At 66.4% G+C, this 19,767-nt stretch carries 14 protein-coding genes; 2 read left to right on the forward strand and 12 right to left on the reverse strand.

What is annotated here, in order from left to right:
- Positions 1–4: 4 nt before the first annotated feature.
- From G7Y54_RS07255 to G7Y54_RS07270, 3 genes are all read right to left on the reverse strand, one after another.
- The gene (locus tag G7Y54_RS07255; protein WP_165078624.1) at positions 5–2,122 is read right to left on the reverse strand and encodes a hypothetical protein; all 2,118 of its coding nucleotides are present in this window, start codon (positions 2,120–2,122) and stop codon (positions 5–7) included.
- Positions 2,119–5,826, reverse strand: a complete 3,708-nt coding sequence (locus G7Y54_RS07265) for an FAD-binding and (Fe-S)-binding domain-containing protein (protein WP_241159406.1) — start codon at positions 5,824–5,826, stop codon at positions 2,119–2,121. Before G7Y54_RS07265 ends, G7Y54_RS07255 begins: the two co-directional genes overlap by 4 nt.
- A 271-nt stretch (positions 5,827–6,097) precedes the next feature.
- Positions 6,098–6,604, reverse strand: a complete 507-nt coding sequence (locus G7Y54_RS07270) for a rubrerythrin family protein (protein ID WP_165078625.1) — start codon at positions 6,602–6,604, stop codon at positions 6,098–6,100.
- Between the two features lie 205 nt (positions 6,605–6,809).
- On the opposite strand from G7Y54_RS07270, the gene G7Y54_RS07275 reads away from it, so the two are divergent.
- A complete protein-coding gene (locus G7Y54_RS07275) occupies positions 6,810–7,991 on the forward strand; it encodes an aminotransferase class I/II-fold pyridoxal phosphate-dependent enzyme (RefSeq protein WP_165078626.1) in 1,182 nt (393 codons plus the stop codon).
- A 358-nt stretch (positions 7,992–8,349) separates the two neighbouring features.
- Positions 8,350–9,687 carry a homoserine dehydrogenase gene (locus tag G7Y54_RS07280; RefSeq protein ID WP_165078627.1) on the forward strand — a complete coding sequence of 446 codons (1,338 nt, stop codon included), beginning with the start codon at positions 8,350–8,352 and terminating at the stop codon, positions 9,685–9,687.
- On the opposite strand, the gene G7Y54_RS07285 is transcribed toward G7Y54_RS07280, so the two are convergent.
- From G7Y54_RS07285 to G7Y54_RS07325, 9 genes are all read right to left on the reverse strand, one after another.
- The gene (locus tag G7Y54_RS07285) at positions 9,684–10,616 is read right to left on the reverse strand and encodes an ABC transporter ATP-binding protein (RefSeq protein WP_241159407.1); all 933 of its coding nucleotides are present in this window, start codon (positions 10,614–10,616) and stop codon (positions 9,684–9,686) included. The two genes, G7Y54_RS07280 and G7Y54_RS07285, sit on opposite strands and share 4 nt — an antisense overlap.
- Positions 10,617–10,633: 17 nt before the next feature.
- Positions 10,634–11,479 (reverse strand): ABC transporter permease, encoded by an 846-nt coding sequence (locus tag G7Y54_RS07290; RefSeq protein ID WP_165078628.1) that lies wholly within the window; start codon positions 11,477–11,479, stop codon positions 10,634–10,636.
- A gap of 2 nt (positions 11,480–11,481) precedes the next feature.
- A complete protein-coding gene (locus tag G7Y54_RS07295) occupies positions 11,482–12,276 on the reverse strand; it encodes an ABC transporter permease (RefSeq protein WP_165078629.1) in 795 nt (264 codons plus the stop codon).
- 27 nt (positions 12,277–12,303) lie between these two features.
- Positions 12,304–13,059 carry an ABC transporter ATP-binding protein gene (locus tag G7Y54_RS07300; protein ID WP_165078630.1) on the reverse strand — a complete coding sequence of 252 codons (756 nt, stop codon included), beginning with the start codon at positions 13,057–13,059 and terminating at the stop codon, positions 12,304–12,306.
- 81 nt (positions 13,060–13,140) lie between these two features.
- Positions 13,141–14,235: an ABC transporter substrate-binding protein gene (locus G7Y54_RS07305; protein WP_165078631.1), complete on the reverse strand. Its 1,095-nt coding sequence runs from the start codon at positions 14,233–14,235 to the stop codon at positions 13,141–13,143.
- Between the two features lie 51 nt (positions 14,236–14,286).
- Positions 14,287–15,816, reverse strand: coding sequence for an aldehyde dehydrogenase family protein (locus tag G7Y54_RS07310; protein WP_165078632.1), 1,530 nt, complete (start codon positions 15,814–15,816; stop codon positions 14,287–14,289).
- A gap of 130 nt (positions 15,817–15,946) precedes the next feature.
- Positions 15,947–17,164 carry a M20 family metallopeptidase gene (locus tag G7Y54_RS07315; RefSeq protein ID WP_165078633.1) on the reverse strand — a complete coding sequence of 406 codons (1,218 nt, stop codon included), beginning with the start codon at positions 17,162–17,164 and terminating at the stop codon, positions 15,947–15,949.
- 26 nt (positions 17,165–17,190) lie between these two features.
- Positions 17,191–18,147: a tripartite tricarboxylate transporter substrate binding protein gene (locus G7Y54_RS07320; RefSeq protein ID WP_165078634.1), complete on the reverse strand. Its 957-nt coding sequence runs from the start codon at positions 18,145–18,147 to the stop codon at positions 17,191–17,193.
- Between the two features lie 39 nt (positions 18,148–18,186).
- Positions 18,187–19,725, reverse strand: a complete 1,539-nt coding sequence (locus tag G7Y54_RS07325; protein ID WP_165078635.1) for a tripartite tricarboxylate transporter permease — start codon at positions 19,723–19,725, stop codon at positions 18,187–18,189.
- Positions 19,726–19,767 lie beyond the last annotated feature (42 nt).

A 19,767-nucleotide genomic window follows, 5' to 3' on the forward strand; every position in this document is an offset into this window, starting at 1 on the left:
GAACCTATCCGCTTTCCCGGCCGCTGTCGAGGACGGCCCCGGCCGGCGCGAGGTAGAGGAGGCCCGCGCCGGCGAGCTTCAGGAAGAGCCCGGCCGGCCACTCCCCGGGCCCGGGCGCGCCTTGCGCCAGCGGCGCGGCCGGCCCGAGCGGGAAGGCGTAGCGGAAGGCGCCACCCGGCCCGACTTTTGCGCGCCAGGGGGCCGGAGCGAAGGCCAGCTCGGCCCCGGCCCAGGGCGCCAGGGCGCCCGCGCGGGCCTCGGCCTCGCGCAACAGCCACGCCTGCACAAAAAGCGGCGCCATGCGGCCCCGGCAAAGCGGGCTGGGCGCCAGCACCGCCAGTTTTTCCGAAAGCTCCCGTTCACTTTCGAGCACGAGCCAGTCGAGCGCAAAGGTCGGGTTGGGGCCGCCTTGCGCGTTGACGCGCCACGCGCCCGTGAGCCCGGCGCGCCGCGCCGCGTCCGGCAGGCGCAGTTCCAGCGGGCCGTCAGGGCCGGCTGGGGGGGCGGCCCCGTGCTGCAGGACGGCCCTCACGGCCCGCGACGGGAGGGGGCGCGCGCTGGCCACGGCCTCCACGCCATACATCCATGCCGCCCACTGGTTGGGCCATGCGGATGGCTTCCGGGGCAGGCCCCCGAAGCTCCAGACCGGGAGCACAGGGCGCCGCCACTGGCAGACGAAGGTCACGGGGGCGCCGGCCTTGAATAGACGCGAGCGCGACCCGGGATAGAGCACTTCGCCCGCAAGGCCGAAGCGGAACTTCCCCCGCCACGGGGATTTCGCGCCCTCGCGGCGCAGCCACGCGTCCCGCCGCTCCATGGTCCAGGCATAAAGCGCCATGTCGCCGTTGACAGCCGTGCGCAAGCTGCCCTGGAAATTGGCGCTCGCCACGCAGATCCCGAGCAGCACGGCCCCGGCCGCCAGGGAGGCCCCGCGCCCGTCACAGCGAAGCCGCGGGAGCGCGCGCAGAGAGGCATAGGCCGTGAAGCCCAGGGCGCAGGCGGCGTACAGGCCGAGGCTCGCCGCCAGCTTGGGGTGGCTTGGGAGCGGCATGTCGCTCAGGGCGTGCACGGCGCCGAGCGCAAGGCTGAAGAGGCAGAAGACGGCCGGGCAGAGGCCGGCGAGCAGCAGGGCGTCCGGCCGCGCAAGCACCTGTTTTTCGCGCCGGCGCAGGAAGAGGAGGAACAGCGCCAGCAGGAGCGCCGCCACGGGCCAGAAGCTCCCGGCAAAGGCGCCGAGGGCGTGGAGCCAGTCCGTAGGCAGCGCCGCAAGCTGGCGGCGCACGGTCTCGGCGTCGATGCCGCGCGCGGCCCTGCGGGCGAAATTGCCCGGGGCGAGAAAGGAAAGGAGCAGCGCGCCCGCGCACCAGAGCCCCACCTTGAGGAAGACGCGCAAGCGCCCGGTGGCAAAGCGCTCATGCAGGCGCCGGTCATGGAACCAGGCGAGGGCGCAGGCGACGCTTGCGCCCGCGAGCACGGCGAGCGCCGCATGCTCGAACACGCCCACGGCGAGCACGCCGAGCAGGCTGGCGACGCGCCGGGAGCGGCGCAGCGCGGGCGCCGCCGGGGCGCCGCCCGCTGAAGCCGCGCACCGCTCCCAGAGCGCGCAGAGGCTCCAGAAAAACAGCAGGGCCGCGGCCGACTGCAAGCCCGTGGTCAGCGCGTCAGTAAGGAGGTAGAAGCCGGGGAGAAAGCCCGTACAGGCGCAGAGGGTGAGCACGGCCAAGAGGGCCAGCGGCAGGGCGTCGCGGCGCCCAACGCCGGCGGCCCTGGCGAAGCCGTAAAAGGCCGCGCCGTGGAGCGCCAGCACCGCGCCGCAGGCAAGGCCGGCGGCGAGCCGGATTCCGCCGGCCTTGCCGAGGAAGACCGCGAGAAAGTGGTAGGTGTAGCGGCCGCTCCATGTCAGCCATTCGCGGCCGACTTCATAGAGGCCGCCGGGAAGGTCGAAGAGGAACATGGCGCGGGTGACTTCATCGAAGTCGTCCCCGCGCGGGAAGCAGAAGCCCAGCGCCCAGACGAAGGGCGCGAGGCCGGCGAGAAGAGCGAGCCAGGCGAGCGCGCGGACGAACCGCCAACGGGCTCGGCCGGTCTCCGGCCGCTGGGCATCAGGCGCGGGGCGCCTCACAGCCTGACGGCGCGAATCTCGCCCCGGCTCTCGTTGACGCGCTTGCGGAAGGTCTGGCGGCGGTCCTCGCCGTCCATGAGCCCGGCGAGCCATTCGGCCACGTGCAACACCGGCCTTTTGTCGCGCATGGCGAGCAGGGTGCGCCCGATGCCGATCTTGCACGAGGGGCAGCCCACGATGACCGGCCCGTCCACGCCGTCCGCAAAGGCGCCCTCGAGGCGTTGGCGCTTGCGCTGGCGGAGCAGGTTGTAGATCTCGGGCGAGGTCATGGCGCCCATGCCGGATTCGCCACAGCAGCCCGGGCTCATGGTCACGCCGCGCCCCGAGAAATCCTTGAGCGCTTTCACGAGCTGGCGCTGGCCCTTGATCTTGTTCACGTCCGCCCACTCGCAGTGGCAGGAGGCGTGGTAGAGCACGTCCGCGTTTTCCGGCGCCGCGTCCCTGCCGTCCCCCCGCGCCTGAAGCCCGGGCAGGCGCGGCAGCACGAGCTGGCTCACGTCGCGGTGCTCGAGGCCGGGGAACATCTCGGTGAGCTTCAGCCGCTCGAGACCGTCGCGGCAGGAGCCGCAGGCCGTGACCAGCCAGCGGCAGTCGAAGCCCTGCCGGGCGAGGCTGCGCAGCATGGAGGCGAGGTACTGGCGGTTCTGGGCGAGATTGTCCTCAAAGGCCGTGTCCATGCCGGCGGCCAGCAGCGGAAAGCCGCAGCACAGGTGCCTCGGCGGCACAGCCACCGCGATGCCCGCCTTGAGCATGAGCATGATGGAGGACATGCCGATGCGGTCGTAAAAGAGCGCGCCGCCGCAGCCCGGGAAATAGAGCGCGAGCTCGCGTCCCCCGCCCGGGAGCGTTTCCGGGGCGGCTTCCGCGCCGTCGACTCCGGCTTCGGGCGAGGTTTCGGGGGACGTTTCCGCCAGCGCGGGCGCCGTCACATCCCGCGCCGCGTTTTCCGCAAGCGCTTCCGCCGCGACCGCCTCCTCCGCCACATCCTCGTCCGCGGGCACGAAGACCGAGCCCCGGTGGAGCTTCAGCGCCTCATAGAGGTTGGTATAGCCGGTCTTGGGGCCGCGCCCGGAAAAGAGCGGGTTTTCCATGCGCCGCTGCCAGGCCTGGGGCACGAAGTCGAGCACGCGGTTCTGCATCTTCTGGCCCACCGAGGCCAGCTTGGCGGCCTTGGGCACGCGCGCCGGGATGTCGCGCACAAGCCAGTTGAGGGCGCGCTCCTTGATGGGGTGGCCGCCCGCGCCCTCGTGGTCGAGCATGCCGCGCAGGGAGAGCGCCACCTCGCCGGAGGGGATCTTCATGGGGCAATTGGCCGTGCAGCGGCCGCAGGCCGTGCAGTGCTCCACAAGGCCGCGCAGCTCGCGCAACAGGCGCTCGTCGATGCGGCCGGTGTTGATCTGCGAATAATACACCGCCTCCAGCAGCATGCCGAGCACCATGTTCTTGTTGCGCGGGTGATACTGCATGGAGCGCTCGGGATAGCTCATGGCGCAGACGAGCTTGCACTTGCCGCAGCGCGTGCACATCTGGATGGCCGAGAGCAGGCTGATGAGTGTTTCCTTGTCCGGAAGGCCGCTCTCGCGGATGTCGTTGATGAGCCGGTTGAAGGAAAAGGTGAAGGGCCGGACGGGCAGCTCCCGGTGCACGAGCTTGGCCGGGTTCATCACGTCGCGCGGGTCCACGCGCTCCTTGAAACGGCGCAGGGCCTCCATCTTGTCCGGGGCGAAAAACGAGATCTTGGTGATGCCGATGCCGTGCTCGCCCGAGACCTCGCCGCCCATCTCCTGGCACTCGGCCATGACGCGGGCCGCGGCCTCCTCGGCCTCCTCCAGCATGCGGGCGTCGTTGGAATTGACCGGGATGTTCACATGGCAGTTGCCGTCGCCGGCGTGCATGTGGCTCGCGATGATGATGCGGCTCGCCTCCATGTGGGCGCGGATGGCGTCGATCTTTTTGGCGAGGTGCGGGTAGGCCTGGGCGAAGCCGTCGAGGTAGGCGGCCCCTCTCGCCCAGAGCTCGTTGTCCGAGAGCTCGGTGGCCGAAACGTCGCCCGAGGCGGCGCTGGCGGCCCTCGAAAACTCCTCGTTGAAGGCCTTGTCCTCCATGGGGAAGCCCGGGAGGCGGCCGACCTCCTGCAGGGCGTGGCGGTAGGCGCGGGCCGCGTACTCGAGGTTCAACTGCTCGAGGAAGAGCGCGAAATCCGGGATGCGCCGCATGGGGATGACCACATCCTCGTTGAGCTTGAAGCCCGAAGTGCGCCTGGCGATGACCGAGAGGCGGTGGCGGTCCTCCCAGAAGAGGTCGGCCTCCTTCGCGTCGCGCGCCACGATGATGTCCACGTTTTCCTGCGCCTCGGCCACATTCACGATGTCGGCCACGCACTTGTCGAGGAGATACGGGTCGTCGCCGTCCACCTGGAGGACGATCACCGAGATGGGCAGCCCCTCGAACTTCTTGGACTTGCGCTTGTACTCGATGGCCTGGACGTACTTGGCGTTGAATTCCTCCAGCGCCGACAGGTGGGCGTAGTCGCCCTCTTCGCGGATGCGGTTGCGTAAGCTCACGAGGTCGCGCACCACGAGCGCCGCCGGGTGCATGGAGCGGCCGAAAAATTCCAGCACCATGACGCGCGAGTGCTTCGGCTTCTTGTGGATGACGAAGCAGGCCTCGGTGATGATGCCGTCCACGCCCTCCTTCTGCATGCCGGGCAGGCCCCCGAGGGCCTTGTTGGTCACGTCCTTGCCGAGGCCGGGCAGGCGGATCTCGTCGCCGCGCAGGTGCACGACGTTGCGCACGCCGCCGCTCACATCCTTGACGGCGAAAACGGCGGTCTCGTCCGGGAGGATCTTGTGGCGGGGATGATCCTCGCGCTCCACGGTGATGATCTCGCCCGTGGGCGTGACCATCTTCCACCAGAGCAGGTTGTCGAGGGTGGTGCCGTATTCAAAGGCGCTGGGGCCGCCCGCGTTTTCCGACACATTGCCGCCGATGGACGAGGCCTGCTTGGAGGCCGGGTCGACCGTGAAGACCGCGCCCGCCGCTGCCACGGCGTCGATGACCTGCTGGGTGAGCGCGCCCGCCTCGCAGGTGACGGTCATGGCAGTGAGGTCGATGGGCCCGATGCGCGTGAGCCGCGTCATGCTGACGACCACGGCCCGCTTGCGCGCGGGCACGGCGCCGCCGGTCATGCCCGAGCCCCCCCCGCGCGGGATGAGCGCGAACTTCATGTCATTGGCGAGCCTGACGAGCGCGGCCACCTGCTCGGCGTTGTCCGGCTCCACCACGAGCAGCGGCAGCTCCATGCGCAGGTCGGTGGCGTCGGTGGCGTTTTCCACAAGGTCCGCGGGCGCGCTTCGGATGCACTCCGCGGGGAAGATGTCGGAAAGCGCGTCCAGCAGCTTTTCGCGGAAGGCCGTCTCCGCCTCGTAGGCGGACCAGAACATGGTGATGCCTTCGCTGATGGCCGTGGCGTAATAGTGGGCGAGAGCCACGGATTCGCGCTCGAAAGAGCCGCGCACGCTCTCGCGCACGAGCTCGGCGTCGATGAAGGGATTATAGGCGACGAGGAAGAGCTCCTCGGCGATGCTGATGGCGAGGTTGCGGACAGATTCCGGCCATTCGGCGAAATCGTCGGCGTTGATCTTGAGGATGCGGTTGACCACGTGGTCAGGCGCGATGGAAATGTGCGGGCCCTTGTGGCGCATGGCCGTCCACCCCTTGCTTGCGGCGCGCCCGCGGCAGGATGCGGTGAAGAAGGCGGGCGCAAACGGGTAGCTTATGATTTCCGCGGCCAGTTGGCAAGGGCGGCCGCCGGGTGAGGCAGGGAGCGGGGAGAACGCGGCGGCGCCGCGCAGGGAAACGGGGATTGGGAGGGGCCGGGGCTGGCGGCAAGGGCGCTAGCCATGAAGGCCGGCGCCCCGAAAAGCCCCCGCACCGTCTCAGGCGCGGCGCGGGGCCTGAAACGCAGGGAGGGGACTAGGCCTTGCAGCAGTCCTCGACCTTGAAGAAGGCCGCGGCGCCGGCCCCGCACACCGGGCAGGATTCCACCGGGCCCTGGTGCGTGTAGCCGCAGAACTTGCAGACATAGTAGTCTTCGTTGGAGATCCTGGAGGGGTTCTCCATGGCCTTCTTGTAGAGCTCGGCGTGGATCTCCTCCACCTTGTTGACGTAGCCGAAATAGCGCGCCACGGCGGTGTTGCCCTCCGCCTCGGCCTCCTTGATCATTTCGGGATACATCTTGGTGTATTCGTGGGTCTCGCCGCCGATGGCGTCCTTGAGGTTTTCCATGGTGGTGCCGATCTTGCCCGCGTTCTTGAAGTGGGTCAGGGCATGGACGGTCTCGGAGGCCGCGGCCGCGCGGAAGAGCTTGGCGATCTGGGGCATGCCCTCCTGGTCGGCCACCTTGGCGAAGGCGAGATATTTGCGATTGGCCTGGGATTCGCCGGCAAAGGCGTCCATCAGGTTCTGGTCGGTCTTGCTCATGGTGTGGTTCTCCTCATGGGGTTTTTGCTAAACGAGAGTCATTCCTGTTTAGGGGAATGAGCGGGCTTTGTAAAGCGCTTTCTGGCATAAGCGTGCATGCCGCGCCTCCCCGGCACCCGTCAACGCCTTTACAGCGCGGCGCGGCGCGGCTATGCTTGCGCCCCGGCCTTTCCACCCGCCTCCCCAGCGGCCAACGGAGACCCAGATGGAAGAATTTTCACGCATCCAGCGCCTGCCCCCCTATGTCTTCGCCGTGGTGGGCGACCTCAAGATGAAGCTCCGGCGCCAGAATATCGACATCGTCGACTTCAGCATGGGCAACCCGGACATCCCCACCCCGCGGCATGTGGTGGACAAGCTCGTGGAGGCGGCGCAAAAGCCGGTGAACCACCGCTATTCGCTCTCCCGCGGCATCCCCAACCTGCGCAAGGCCATCTGCGACCGCTATCGCCGCCTCTACGGCGTGGAGCTCGACCCGGACACCGAAGCCATCGTGACCATGGGCTCCAAGGAGGGCCTGGCGCACCTCTGCCTCGCCATGCTCCAGCCCGGGGACGTGGTGCTGGCGCCCGACCCCACCTATCCCATCCACAAATATGCGCCCATCATCGCCGGCGCGGACGTGCGTAGCGTGCCCATCGGGCCCGGGCGGGACTTTTTCGAGGACCTCACCGAGGCCATGCGCCACGCGTGGCCGAAGCCCAAGCTGCTCTTCCTCTGCTATCCGCACAATCCCACCACCGAGGTGACGGACCTCGAATTTTTCCGCAAGGTGGTGGATTTCGCCAAGGAGAACGACATCTGGGTCATCCATGACCTCGCCTATGCCGACCTCACCTTTGACGGCTACGAGGCGCCGAGCTTCCTGCAGGTGCCGGGCGCCATCGACGTGGGCGTGGAGTTCTCCACCCTGTCCAAGAGCTATTCCATGCCCGGCTGGCGCGTGGGCTTCTGCCTCGGCAATCCCCGGCTCATCCACGCGCTCGCGCGCATCAAGAGCTATCTCGATTACGGCATCTTCCAGCCCATCCAGATCGCCTCCACCGTGGCGCTCAACGGGCCGGACGACTGCGTGGCCGAGGTGCGCGACATCTACCGCGAGCGCCGCGACAAGCTCATCGAGGGCCTGAACCGCATCGGCTGGGAGGTGGCGCCGCCCAAGGCCACCATGTTCGTCTGGGCGCGCATCCCCGAGCCCTTCCGCAAGATGGGCTCGGTGGAGTTCTCCAAGCTGCTGCTCAACGAGGCGCATGTGGCGGTGTCGCCGGGGCTGGGCTTCGGCTCCTACGGCGACGAGTATGTGCGCTTCGCGCTCATCGAGAACGAGCACCGCACCAGGCAGGCCGTGGCCGGCATCCGCCGCCTGCTTTCCGGGGCCGGTGCCTGAGTGGCGGCGCGCTGGCTGCCTCAAGATGATATGCGGCTTCGCTGGACATGGCCGTTGATGGAGCTTCCTTAATTCCGTCTGGAGCGAAGCGGAAGACGGGTGCTGGTGCCGGAAGAATCCTAAAAAATAAGATTTTTAGGTTCCGGCGCGCTAGCCGTTGGCGAGCTTGCGAGCCTTACGGATAGCGACAGCGGTTTCGTCGACTGGTTGACGCGGTAACTAACTGCTGTCTCCATCCGTAGCTTCCTTCGTCGCAACGGCTGGAGCAAGGCTGTTTTTGACGGATAATTTCGGCATTGACCCTGCCGCACAGGTACGCACCAACACGAAAGTACGACATAACGCAACAGGACGACCAATGACCAGGAACAGCGAAACGCGTCCCTTGGGCGTGGGACTGGCCGGCTTCGGCACCGTGGGCAGCGGCCTCGCGCGGCTGCTCGTGGATAACGCCGACATCATCCGCAGGCGCACGGGCCGCGACATGGCAATCCGCGCCGTGCTCGTGCGCGACGCCAACAAGGCGCGCGAGGTGCCGCTGCCCGCCGGCGCCGCGCTCACCACCGACCCGGCGCGCCTTATCGACGACCCGGAAATCGACGTGCTCGTGGAGCTCATGGGCGGCATCGACGCCGCGCGCGGCATCATCGCCGACGCCCTTGGGCACGGCAAGCACGTGGTCACGGCCAACAAGGCCCTTCTCGCCGAGGACGGGCTCGCGCTCTTCCGGCTGGCGCGCAGGAAGCGGCGCATCCTGCGCTACGAGGCCAGCGTGGCCGGGGCCATCCCGGTGGTTGAGGCCCTCAAGGAGAGCCTCGTGGGCAACCGCGTCGAATCCCTCATGGGCATCCTCAACGGCACGAGCAACTATATCCTCTCCGAGATGACGGCCAACGGACTGGAATTCGGCGAGGCCCTGCGACAGGCGCAGGAACTGGGCTTCGCCGAGGCCGACCCCACGCTGGACATCGACGGCCACGACGCGGCGCACAAGCTCATTTTGCTCATTCGGCTCGCCTGGGGCGCGGACTATCCGTACGCCGCCCTCGCCGTGCGCGGCATCCGCGGCATGGCCGCGGTGGACATACGCTTCGCGCGGGAATTCGGCTACCGCATCAAGCTTATCGGCCAGGCGCGGCTGGCCGGCCCGGCGGACGGCGCGCCCGCCGGCGCCAGAACGCCGCTGCGGCTCGAGGCCGGCGTGTTTCCGGCGCTCGTGCACCATACCTACCTGCTCGCGCGCGTGGGCGGGGCGTACAATGCCCTGCGCGTGGACGCCAACGCCGCCGGGCCGCTCTTCTTCCACGGCCGCGGCGCCGGGAGCCTGCCCACGGCCGGGGCCGTGCTCGCCGACCTCATGGCCGTGGCCCGCGAGGAGCGGCCCAACAATACCGGCTTTGCGGACGGCGAGCTTATGCGCGCGGCCATCGTGCCGCCCGAGGACTGGCGCTCGCCCTATTATGTGCGCGTCATGGTGGAGGACACGCCGGGCGTGCTCCGCGACATCTCGGGCTGCATGGCGGCCGAGGGCATCAGCGTGGCCCAGATGATCCAGAAGGCCGGCGACGGCGCAAGCGGCGTGCCGCTCGTGTTCATGACCCACGAAACGACGGCCCGCGCCATGAGCGGCGCCCTCAAGCGCGCCGCCGACGCGGGCCTGTTGCGTGAACCGGCGGTGTATTACCGGGTGCTCTAAAGCACGAGTTCCGTATTGGAGATGATCTCCTCGCGCAGCTCCAGAAGCTCCATGGAGGTGTGCTCGCGCGGCCTGGGCAGGTTGACCGCGTATTCGGTCTTGAGCGTGCCGGGGAGCTTGCCTTCCATGAGCACGATGCGGTCGCCCAGAAAAAGCGCCTCGTCGATATTGTTGGTGACGAAGAGCACGGTGCGCCGCTCCTTTTCCCAGATGCGGGCCGTCTCCACCTGCATGTACATGCGCGTCTGCGCGTCGAGCTGGCCGAAGGGCTCGTCCAGGAGCATGACCTTGGGCGAATTGGCGTAGGCCCGGGCGATGCCCACGCGCTGCTTCATGCCGCCCGAGAGCTGGTGCGGATAGTGCTTCTCGAAGCCCTCGAGGCCCACCATCTTGATATAGTGGTCGGCGATGGCGTGGCGCTCCTCCGCGGGCACGCCCCTCAGCTTGAGGCCGAGCTCCACGTTGTCGCGCACGTTTTTCCACGCGAAGAGCATGTAGCTCTGGAACACGATGCCGCGGTCGGGCCCGGGGCCGGTGATGGGCTCACCGTCGAGGGTGACATAGCCCTTGTCCGGGATCTCGAGGCCCGCGATGATCTTGAGCAGGGTGGACTTGCCGCTCTGCCCGGGCCCCAGCACCACCAGGAACTCGTTTTCATAGACATCGAGGGTGATGTCCCGGATGACCGGCACGGCCTGGTTGCCCTTCTGGATGAAGGTCTTGCTGATGTCCTCGCAGTGGATCTTCACGGGCGGCGCGCCGGCCGGGCGCGGCGGCGGGGGCGCGTTGAGCGGCTCCTGCACGAGCACGCCGCTGGCCGTGCCCTCCTCGATGCCTTCCTTTATCTCTCCCTTGATGATGGCGTTGTAGTGGTCGTCCACGGCCTTTTCAAACTGCTCGTTGACTTCCTCGCTCACACTCTTGGGCATGGTCTCCCCCTGCGCCGTTAGATGTTGTCGATGCTGCGCTTCCAGGGGCAGCACTTGCGCTCCAGCAGGGCGATGGCCAGGGAGCTGAGCCACGCGGCGGCCGCGATGAGCAGCATGCCGCTGAGAACCAGGGCCGGGCTGTGGGTGTCCATGCCGCGCTTGATGAGGAAGCCCAAGCCATCGCGCGAATTCATGAGCTCCGCGGCGAGCACGCAGGTCCACGCGGCGCTGAGCGAGATCTGGAGCCCGGCGAAGATGGCCGGGAAGGAGGCGGGCAGGCAGACGTTGAAGATCTCGTCGCGCCTCGTGCCGCCGAGCACGCGGATGACATCAAAGAGGTCCGGGTCCACGAGGCGCACGCCGTTATAGGCGTTGAGCAGGCAGGGCACGAAGGTGCCGATGATGATGATGAACACCTTTGAGGTCTCGCCGATGCCGAACCAGAGGATGGCGAGCGACACCCAGGCGATGGGCGGCATGGGCTTGAACAGGTCGAAGAGCGGCTTGACGATGGCGTTGACCGTCTTGTTGAGCGCCATGAAGAGCCCCAGCGGCGTGGCCACGAGGCTCGCCAGCACGAAGCCCACGAGCACGCGCTGGGTGCTGCCCCAGATGTGGCCCCAGAGGTTGTTGCCCGCGAAGTTCATGGTGGTGAGCCGGATGACCTGGTCGAGCACCTCCTTGGGGGTGGCGAGGGAGTTCTGGAAGATCTTGTTCACCGCCGTCCAGTGCCAGAGGGCGAAAAAGCCCACCAAGGACACGGTGTAGAGAAAATACCTGTTGGTTATGAGCTTGTAGAACGTGAAGCGGCCGCGTTCGCTGGCATGGTCCACGGTCTCATTGGCTATGGAAGACGAAGCCATGCTTACCTCCTGATGCCGGCGAGCAGCTTTTTCTCAATGCGGTCGATGATGAAGCCGATGACGGCGCCGGACAGGCCCACGCAGATCATGCCGAGCACGATGAGGTCGGGCCGCGCCACGCGGCCGCCCATGGTGATGAGGTAGCCCAAGCCCGAGTCCGCGGCGAGCAGTTCCGCGCCCACGAGGTTGGTCCAGCAATAGGCGAGCGCGAGCTGCAGCGCGCCGAAGACCATGGGCAGCGAGGAGGGGATGCAGAGCTGCTTGAAGATCTGCCAGTCGCTCGCGCCATAGGTGCGCGCCATCTGGATGAGCACCGGGTTGGTCATGCGCACGCCCACATAGGCATTGATGACACAGGGCACGATGCCGGCGATCCAGATGATGAAGACCTTGCCCGTGAGGCCGATGCCGAACCAGAACACGGTGAGCGGGATCCACGCGATGGGCGGTATGGGGCGGATAAGCTCGAAAATGGGCCGGAAGAGCCCCTCGGCCACCTTGAACCAGCCCATGGCGAGCCCCAGCGGGATGCCCACGAGAAGCGCCAGCACATAGCCCGTGAAGGCCTCCTCGATGCTGGTCTTGAAGTGGGTGAACATGATGGCGCCGTCCGGGTTGGGGTCGCCGATCTTGTCGATGAAGGCGCTCACCACCTGGCTCGGCGAGGCGAGCATGGTGGGCGGGATCATGCCGGAGCGCACCACCCCCTCCCAGAGGATGAAAAAGGCGATGACGCTGATCCAGGGCAGCGCGCGGACCAGGGCCGACTCTTTGACGACGACGGTCTGATAGGCCATGAGGGACTCCTGCTTGGCGGCCGCCGGTTACCACCAGCGGATGAGGTCAGTGACCTGGCGGCGCAGGTCCACGAAACGGGGGTCGATGAGCTTGCGGGGCCGGGGCAGGTCAACGATGATCTCTTCCTTGACCTTGGTGGGCTTGTTGGTCAGCACGAGGATGCGCTCGGCCACGTAGACGGCCTCCTCAATGTTGTGCGTCACGAAGAGTATGGTGCTCCCGAGCTTCTGCCACAGGTTGACGAGCTCGTCCTCGAGGTAGAAGCGCAGCTTCACGTCCAGCTGGCCGTAGGGCTCGTCCATGAGCAAGAGGTCGGGGTTGACGGCGAAGGCGCGGGACACGGCGATGCGCTGCATCATGCTGGCCGAGACCTGGTTCGGGTAAAGGTCGGCGCAGGAGGAAAGGCCCACGAGATCCATGATTTCCTGGGCGCGCCGCTCGCGCTCGGCCTTGGGCACGCCCTTGACCTCCATGCCGTAGGCCACGTTTTCGCGCACCGTGCGCCAGGGCAGGCATGTGGGCTCCTGGAAGACATAGGCGATGTTGTGCGCCTTGGGGTTGGCCTCCTTGCCGTCGATGAGGATCTCGCCCTCGGTGGCCGGCATGAGCTTGGAAAGGCAGTTCAAGAAGGTGGTCTTGCCGCAGCCCGTGGGGCCCACGATGGCCAGCAGCTCGCCCTTGCGGATGGTGAAGTTGATGCCGTCCAGCACGGTGAGGTCGCCGAAGCGCTTGGTAAGGTTGTTGACCCGGATCTTGATTTCGTTCTCAGCTTGGGCAGGCATGTGGGCTCCTTGAAAAGATGACGGCGGGGGCCCGCCGGGTGAGGCCCCGCCTGCGGGGCGGGGCCTCTGTGCCGGCGCTGCCTACTTGTAGGGAGGCACGGGCTGCTTGACCATCTTCATGAACTTGGGCGTCACGTAGTTGGCGTCCTTGACCTTCTCGTATTCCTGGGGGCTCAGGCGGCCGAGGTCGGTGAAGAACTTGGCGAGGTACTGCTGCCACTTCTGGGCCTCGCTCGGGCCCTTGGAATCGTCGAGGACCACGAGCTGCTCGTCGAAGTCAAAGACGGGGTGCGTCTTGATGTCCTTCAGGGCCACCTCGGGGGTGTACTGCTGGCCCGCCCACTCGAGGAAGAAGCGGCGGTAGAGCGGTTCGATGACTTCGGCGGGCTCGTTCTTCAGCATGTGGATGCCGCGCATGTAGGCGCGCAGGAAGGCCGCGATGACCTCGGGGTTCTCGTCGGCGTACTTCTTGTCGGCCTGGATGACGATGGGCAGGGTCTCGCCGCAGTTCTTGATGTCGCCGGCGAGCTTCCAGCCCTTTTCCATGCCCACGTAGAGCTGGGGCGCCCACAGGGAGACGCCGTCGCCGATGCCGTTTTCAAAGGCGGAGAGCGCCTGGGGCTGGTCCATGTTCTTGATGACCACGTCCTTGTCGGTCAGGCCGAGCACATGCAGCCAGGAAGAGAGCGCCATGTGCGGGCTGGACATGGTGGTGCAGAGGAAGGTCTTGCCGCGCACGGTCTCGGGGCTGCCGAGCACGTCGGGATACTCGGGGTTCCAGCCCTTGACCTTGGCGATGGGGCTGTCGGGGCGCACGAGCACGCCGTTGGTGTAGGACTCGTCGTTGCCGATGCCGATGACATAGGTGTCATAGCGCAGGCCGCCCCACACCGCGGGCACGGCGCCGTTGCCCGCCACCACCCAGGAGCCCGAGGGCAGGGCGTTGACGATGTCCATGCCGGAGTTGAAGTAGTTGATCTCGAGGTCGATGCCCTCTTCCTTGTCCCAGCCCATCTCATGGGCGAGCCAGGCCGCGAAGGTCTCGTTCTCGTTCATCCAGGCCGAGGGCACCTTGACCGGGTTCTGGGGCGAGAGCTCCTTGGCCTCGCCGGCCACGGCCGTGGCCAGCAGGAACGCCAGTGCGAGCACAAGTGCCGCGAGGGAACGCAGTTTCATCCTCAATCCTCCCGTAAAAGGGTTGCGCGTCCGGCGCATGCCGGACAAAACCTAGGACGCCACGCAGGAACGGACCTTCTGGGCCGCCGGGGCCGGCTGGCCGGCGACGCCCTTGGGGTCATAGGTGCGCGTGGTCGTGACCTTGTACTGGGTGAAGAAGTCGATGCCGCCCTTGCCCTGCACCTTGTCCGTGCCGAGCAGCGAGCCCTTGATGCCGCCGAAGGGCACGAAGGGGTGCGGCGCGCAGATGCCCACGTTGACGCCCACCATGCCCACATCCGTATCACGGCTGAACACGTCCGCATAGTGCATGTTCTGGGTGAAGATGCAGGCGCCGTTGCCGTATTCGGAGCTGTTGATGAGCCCGATGGCGTCGTGGATGTCGGCCACCTTGATGGTCGCCACCAGAGGGCCGAAGACCTCGGTGGTGAAGAGCGGGTTGCAGGGCGTCACGTCGCGGATGATGCACGGGCCCACGAAGTAGCCGTTCTTGTTCTTCTCGGGCAGGTCCACCTTGCGGCGGTCGAGCACGAGCTTGCAGCCGTGGCCGTGGTTGAGCGCGATGTCGACGTAGCCGAGCACGTTGTCGGCGGCCTTGCGCGAGATGAGCGGGCCCATGTAGACGTCGGGGTCGAAGGCGTCGCCCACCTTGACGGTCTTGGAGGCCTCGATCATCCGTTCCACCACCTCGTCGTAGACCTCGGGCACCGCGGCCACGATGGAGCCGGCGAGGCAGCGCTGCCCGGCCGAGCCGTAGCAGGAATTGAGGAAGTTGGTGATGAAGACATCCATGTTGCTGTCTTCCATGACGAGCAGCACGTTCTTGGCGCCGCCGAGCAGCATGGAGCGCTTGGCGCCCTTGGCGCAGCCAGCGGCCATGGCCTTGGCCGTGGGCGTGGAGCCCACGAGGCACACGCCGGCCATGCGCGGGTCTTCATACCAGGAGCCCGGGATGTCGCGGTTGCCGTGGATGACGTTGACGACGCCCGCGGGCAGCTCGATCTCCTGGAAGATCTCGCACATGAGCTGCATGAAGTAGGGCGACTGGGTGGAGGGCTTGAAGATGAAGGTGTCGCCCACGGCGATGGCGTAGGGGATGAACCAGCCGAACACCAGCGCCGGGAAGTTGAAGGGCGCGACGCCCCCGAACACGCCGAGCGGCTGGCGCACCACCTTGGCCGAGATATTGGTGGAGATGTAGTCGAGCGTGTCGCCCTGGATGGTGGAGGGCGTGGCCGCCGCGGACTCGATGATCTCGATGACGCGCTGCACCTCGCCCCGGGCCTCGGAAATGTGCTTGGCCTGGTCAAGGGCGATGGCCTGGGCCAGCTTTTCGAGGTCGCGCACCATGCAGTCGCGGATCTTGTAGATATAGGTCATGCGCTTGGCGATGGACAGGTTGCGCCAGGGCCGGTACGCGGCGTAGGCCGTGGCGATGGCCGCCTCGGCCGTGGCCGGGCCCGAGATGGGCACGCTGCCGATCTCCTCGCCCGTGGACGGGTTGTAGAGCGGCACGCGCTTGCCGTTGGCCTCTTCCTGCCATTCGCCGTTGATGAAGTTTTTGATCCTGATGTCCGCCATTGTCTCCTCCTCATGGCTTTCTCTGCAGCGGGAGCGGCGTGGGCCGCCAGGAGGGTGCCGTTGCGGCCCCCGCCCCTCCCTTCACGGCTGGGCCGTGTTCCCTGTATGTTCCGTCGGTATCCGCTGCCGGTCAGCTTGCGGAGACGGGGCGGAACTCCCGAGCTGCCAGGAGCGCGGAAAGCGCTACCAGCTTGCAGCGTGGCAAGAGTGATGCGGTTTCTATGTATTCGCCCTCGGCGTGGATATTGGCCCCCTCGGCGCCCAGGCTGCAAATGGAGGGGATGCCAAGTACCGTGGACGTGAGGCCGGCCTCTGAAGCCCCCTTGGTGTGCTGGGGGTGGATGGGCTGCCCAAGGGCCTCCCCGGCGCGCTGCACCAGATGCAAAAGCCGCGTGCCTTCTTCAGTGGGCGTCAGCGGATAGAGCCGGATGCCCCCGGAAATACGGGTTTTTGTGCCTGGCACGAAGGTGGTTGCCGCCACCTCCCGGATGCCCTTCACGACATTTTCCCCGGCTTCCAGCGTCTGGAAGGTCGTGTGTACCCGCGCCCGGGCCCAGGGCGAAACCGAATTGGCCGAAGTGCCCCCCTCGATGAGGCCGGTGTTGACGGTGGTGCCCACGGGCAGGTCGAGCAGCTTGTCGAAGCCCAGCATCTTGTGGGCGAGCTCCAAGTTGGCGGAGGCGCCTTTTTCATAGTCGCGCCCGGCATGTGCGGAAATACCGTCGATCTCCACGAGGAAATGGCCGGAGCCCTTTCGCTGCACGGTCACACCGCCGCCGATGAACCCGGGCTCCGTGCAAAGCACGGCCGTGCCCCCGCGCAGCTCCGTGCGGTAAACGCGCCCCGCCGTGGGGCCGCCGAGTTCTTCATCCGGGGAGAACACAACGGTCATGGGTACGTCGATGAGGCCCAGTTCGCGCAGGGCGCGTGCCACGAACATATTGGCGACAACGCCCGCCTTCATGTCCGCCACGCCGGGCCCGTAGGCGCGGCCCCCCTCGACGCGGAACGGCGTGCGCGCCGCCGTGCCGGCCGGATAGACGGTGTCTATATGCCCGAGGAAGATGATGCCCGGGCCCGCCTCGCGCGGGTGTGTCCTCGCCATGAAGACATTTCCCAGGCCGTGCATCCATTGCTCATCCGCGGGGATCTCCGGGTGGGGCAGCCTCTTCGCGTCGAAGCCAGCGTCCGCCATCCATTGCCGGGCCAGCTCCCCGACGGCGTTCACATCCCTGGCGTCATGGGAAAAGGAGTCCATGTTTACCAGGGTTTCCAAGAGGGAGAAGATCTCCTCCTGGTGCGCGTCAAAATAGGCGTTGATCTGTGGCAGCCATTGTTCGATCGACATGGTCCCTCCGGGTGTAAAACCCGCGGCTACTGCTGGTTGACACTCTCAAGGCCGCTCTTGACCTGCTTGTCGAACTTCTGGATCAGGGTCTTGAAGTCCTCGGGGTTCTTGTAGCTGGGGATGATGCCGATCTTTTCAAACTTGGCGATGACTTCGGGATCCTTGAGCGCATCGTTCATCAGCTTGGAAACCTTCTCGACGATGGGCTTCGGCGTCTTGGGGTGGGCGAAAAGGCCGTGATAGGACGCCATGACGTAATCGTCGCCATACTTTTCCTTGAAGGTGGGGGCGTCGGGCCATTCCTTGAGGCGCTCGTCCGAGGTGACGCCAAGCAAGGTGAAGTCGCCGGAATTGAGGTAGCTCTTGTTGGTCCCGGGCACGCCGAAGGTGGCCTTGGTGTGGCCGCCCAAAAGTGCCGTATTGGATTCATGCCCACTCGAAAACGGCACATGGGGGGCGTCCACGCCGGGGAACTTGTCCTTGAGCAGGTTGCTCATGAAAAAGCGCTGGGGTGAAAGCGCGGTGGGCGAGCCGTAATTGTATTTGCCGGGATTCTGCTTTGCAAGCTCGATCCATTCGTCAAAACTCTTGATGCCCGAATCGCTGCGCACGCAGAAGGTGAGCGGCATGTCGATGAGGTCTGCCACCGGCGTAAAGTCGTCGGTGAGCTTGAAGCCGACGTTCTTCACGAGCGAGAGGATATGCAGGCTGCCGCCAGCAAAGAGGAAGAGATAGCCATCGGGCCGGGCCTTGAGGACTTCCATGCCGCCCTGGCTGCCGCTGCCGGCGGTCTTGTTCACCACGTTCATGGGAACGCCGTGTTTGGTGGCGTATTCCGCAAGCACGCGCAGCCCAAGGTCGGCCGACCCGCCCGGGCCCCACTGGCAATAGACGGTAATGGGTTTGTCGGGGTACTCGGCCTGGGCGGGCACGCTGAAAAGTAGCGCCACCACGAGAAGCAGGAAAACGCGCAGCATACTCATTGGTACCTCCTGTCGGATTTGTGGGGCTCAAGCACGGCCCTACGCCGTGCCATCGGGCGACTGTTCTCCGGGCTCTGTGCCGTTGCCATGTTCGCGCCGCCTGCGATTGACCTCCATCCACGCGGCGCGGGCGACGACGAGGAACGAGGCAAGCAGGACGCAGACACAGATGGGGCTCGTCACGAACACGCTGTAATCGTTGTTGGAGATGACAAGGGCCCGCCTGAAATTGGTTTCGGCAATGGGCGCCAGGATGACGGAGAGGAGCAGTGGGGAGGCCGGCATGTCGATCTTGTGCATGACATAGCCAAGCACCCCGAAGATGCTGACGATATAGAGGTCGAACATGGAGTTGTTCACGGCATAGCCGCCCACCACGCACAATGTCATGACCGAGGGCATGAGGATGCCCTTGGGTATCTGGAGGACCTTGGAAAGCGGCCGCACGGCCACGAGGCCCATGGCGCACATGAGGCAGTTGGCCACCCACAGCGCGATGAAGATGCCGAAGACCGCATCGGGCGCGTCCTTGAACAGCATGGGCCCGGGCACGAGCCCCTGGATCATCATGGCCCCGAGCATGACGGCCGTGACCATGTCGCCCGGCACGCCGAGCGTGAGCAGCGGGATGAGCGCCGCGCCGGTGACGGCGTTATTGGCGGATTCGGTGGCGGCCACGCCTTCGAGGATGCCGGTGCCGAATTTTTCAGGATGCTTGGAGGTCTGCTTGGCGGTGGAGTATGCGATATAGGAGGCCGTGCCCGAACCTGTGGCCGGAACGATGCCCACGACGATGCCGATGATGGAGGAGCGGATGAGCGTCACCCAGTGGGAGAAAAATTCCCGCAGGCCCAGCCCCTTGCCGCTCACGTCCACTTTTTTGATCGGCTTGTCCTTGCTGATGAAACCCTCTTCAAGGGAGATGAGGATCTGCCCCACGGCGAAGAGGCCCACCAGGATGGGCACGAGGCTGATGCCGCCGAACAGCGCCGGGATCTCAAAGGTATTGCGCAGTTCGCCGGAAATGGGGTCGCCGCCGATGGTGGCGATATAGAGCCCGAGCAGGGTGGCGATGGCCCCCTTGAGGACGGAACTGGCGGCGAGTGTGGCCACGATGGCCATGCCGAAGAAGGCGACGGAAAAATATTCCGCCGGGCCGAAGGCCATGGCCGCGCGGGCCAGCAGGGGCGCGATGGTCATGAGGGCGATGCAGCTCAGCACCCCGCCGAGGAACGAGGCCAGTGTGGCCATGTCGAGCGCCTTTTTGCCCAGCCCGCGGGCGGTGAGGCGCGGGCCTTCGAGCATGGTGGCGGCCGCGGCCACCGTGCCCGGGGTGCCCACAAGGATGGCCGTGATGCAGCCGCCGTAAATGGCGCCGCAATACATGCCGAGCAGCGAGGAAAAGGCCTCCACCGGCGGCATGTTGAAGGTCAGCGGCATGAGGAGCGCCACGCCCATGGTGGCTGTCAGCCCCGGGAGGGCCCCAAAGGTGATGCCGAGGGCCACGCCGAAGGCATTGGCCAAAAGGCTCGCGGGGGAAAGCGCCATGGACAGGGCGGACATGATTTCAGGTCCCATAGCTTCTCCTCTGGCAATGCGGGCGCGTCATGGCGGGCCGCG

Origin of the sequence: Desulfovibrio sp. ZJ746 (assembly GCF_011039155.1) — a bacterium.
Taxonomy (GTDB): Bacteria; Desulfobacterota; Desulfovibrionia; order Desulfovibrionales; family Desulfovibrionaceae; genus Desulfovibrio.

What these genes read in the sequence shown, in the direction of transcription:
- G7Y54_RS07265 (WP_241159406.1), bottom strand. Translation starts at nt 5,826, where the DNA reads ATGCGCCACAAGGGCCCGCACATTTCCATCGCGCCTGACCACGTGGTC.
- G7Y54_RS07270 (WP_165078625.1), bottom strand. Translation starts at nt 6,604, where the DNA reads ATGAGCAAGACCGACCAGAACCTGATGGACGCCTTTGCCGGCGAATCC.
- G7Y54_RS07275 (WP_165078626.1), top strand. Translation starts at nt 6,810, where the DNA reads ATGGAAGAATTTTCACGCATCCAGCGCCTGCCCCCCTATGTCTTCGCC.
- G7Y54_RS07280 (WP_165078627.1), top strand. Translation starts at nt 8,350, where the DNA reads ATGACCAGGAACAGCGAAACGCGTCCCTTGGGCGTGGGACTGGCCGGC.
- G7Y54_RS07285 (WP_241159407.1), bottom strand. Translation starts at nt 10,616, where the DNA reads ATGCCCAAGAGTGTGAGCGAGGAAGTCAACGAGCAGTTTGAAAAGGCC.
- G7Y54_RS07290 (WP_165078628.1), bottom strand. Translation starts at nt 11,479, where the DNA reads ATGGCTTCGTCTTCCATAGCCAATGAGACCGTGGACCATGCCAGCGAA.
- G7Y54_RS07295 (WP_165078629.1), bottom strand. Translation starts at nt 12,276, where the DNA reads ATGGCCTATCAGACCGTCGTCGTCAAAGAGTCGGCCCTGGTCCGCGCG.
- G7Y54_RS07300 (WP_165078630.1), bottom strand. Translation starts at nt 13,059, where the DNA reads ATGCCTGCCCAAGCTGAGAACGAAATCAAGATCCGGGTCAACAACCTT.
- G7Y54_RS07305 (WP_165078631.1), bottom strand. Translation starts at nt 14,235, where the DNA reads ATGAAACTGCGTTCCCTCGCGGCACTTGTGCTCGCACTGGCGTTCCTG.
- G7Y54_RS07310 (WP_165078632.1), bottom strand. Translation starts at nt 15,816, where the DNA reads ATGGCGGACATCAGGATCAAAAACTTCATCAACGGCGAATGGCAGGAA.
- G7Y54_RS07315 (WP_165078633.1), bottom strand. Translation starts at nt 17,164, where the DNA reads ATGTCGATCGAACAATGGCTGCCACAGATCAACGCCTATTTTGACGCG.
- G7Y54_RS07320 (WP_165078634.1), bottom strand. Translation starts at nt 18,147, where the DNA reads ATGAGTATGCTGCGCGTTTTCCTGCTTCTCGTGGTGGCGCTACTTTTC.
- G7Y54_RS07325 (WP_165078635.1), bottom strand. Translation starts at nt 19,725, where the DNA reads ATGGGACCTGAAATCATGTCCGCCCTGTCCATGGCGCTTTCCCCCGCG.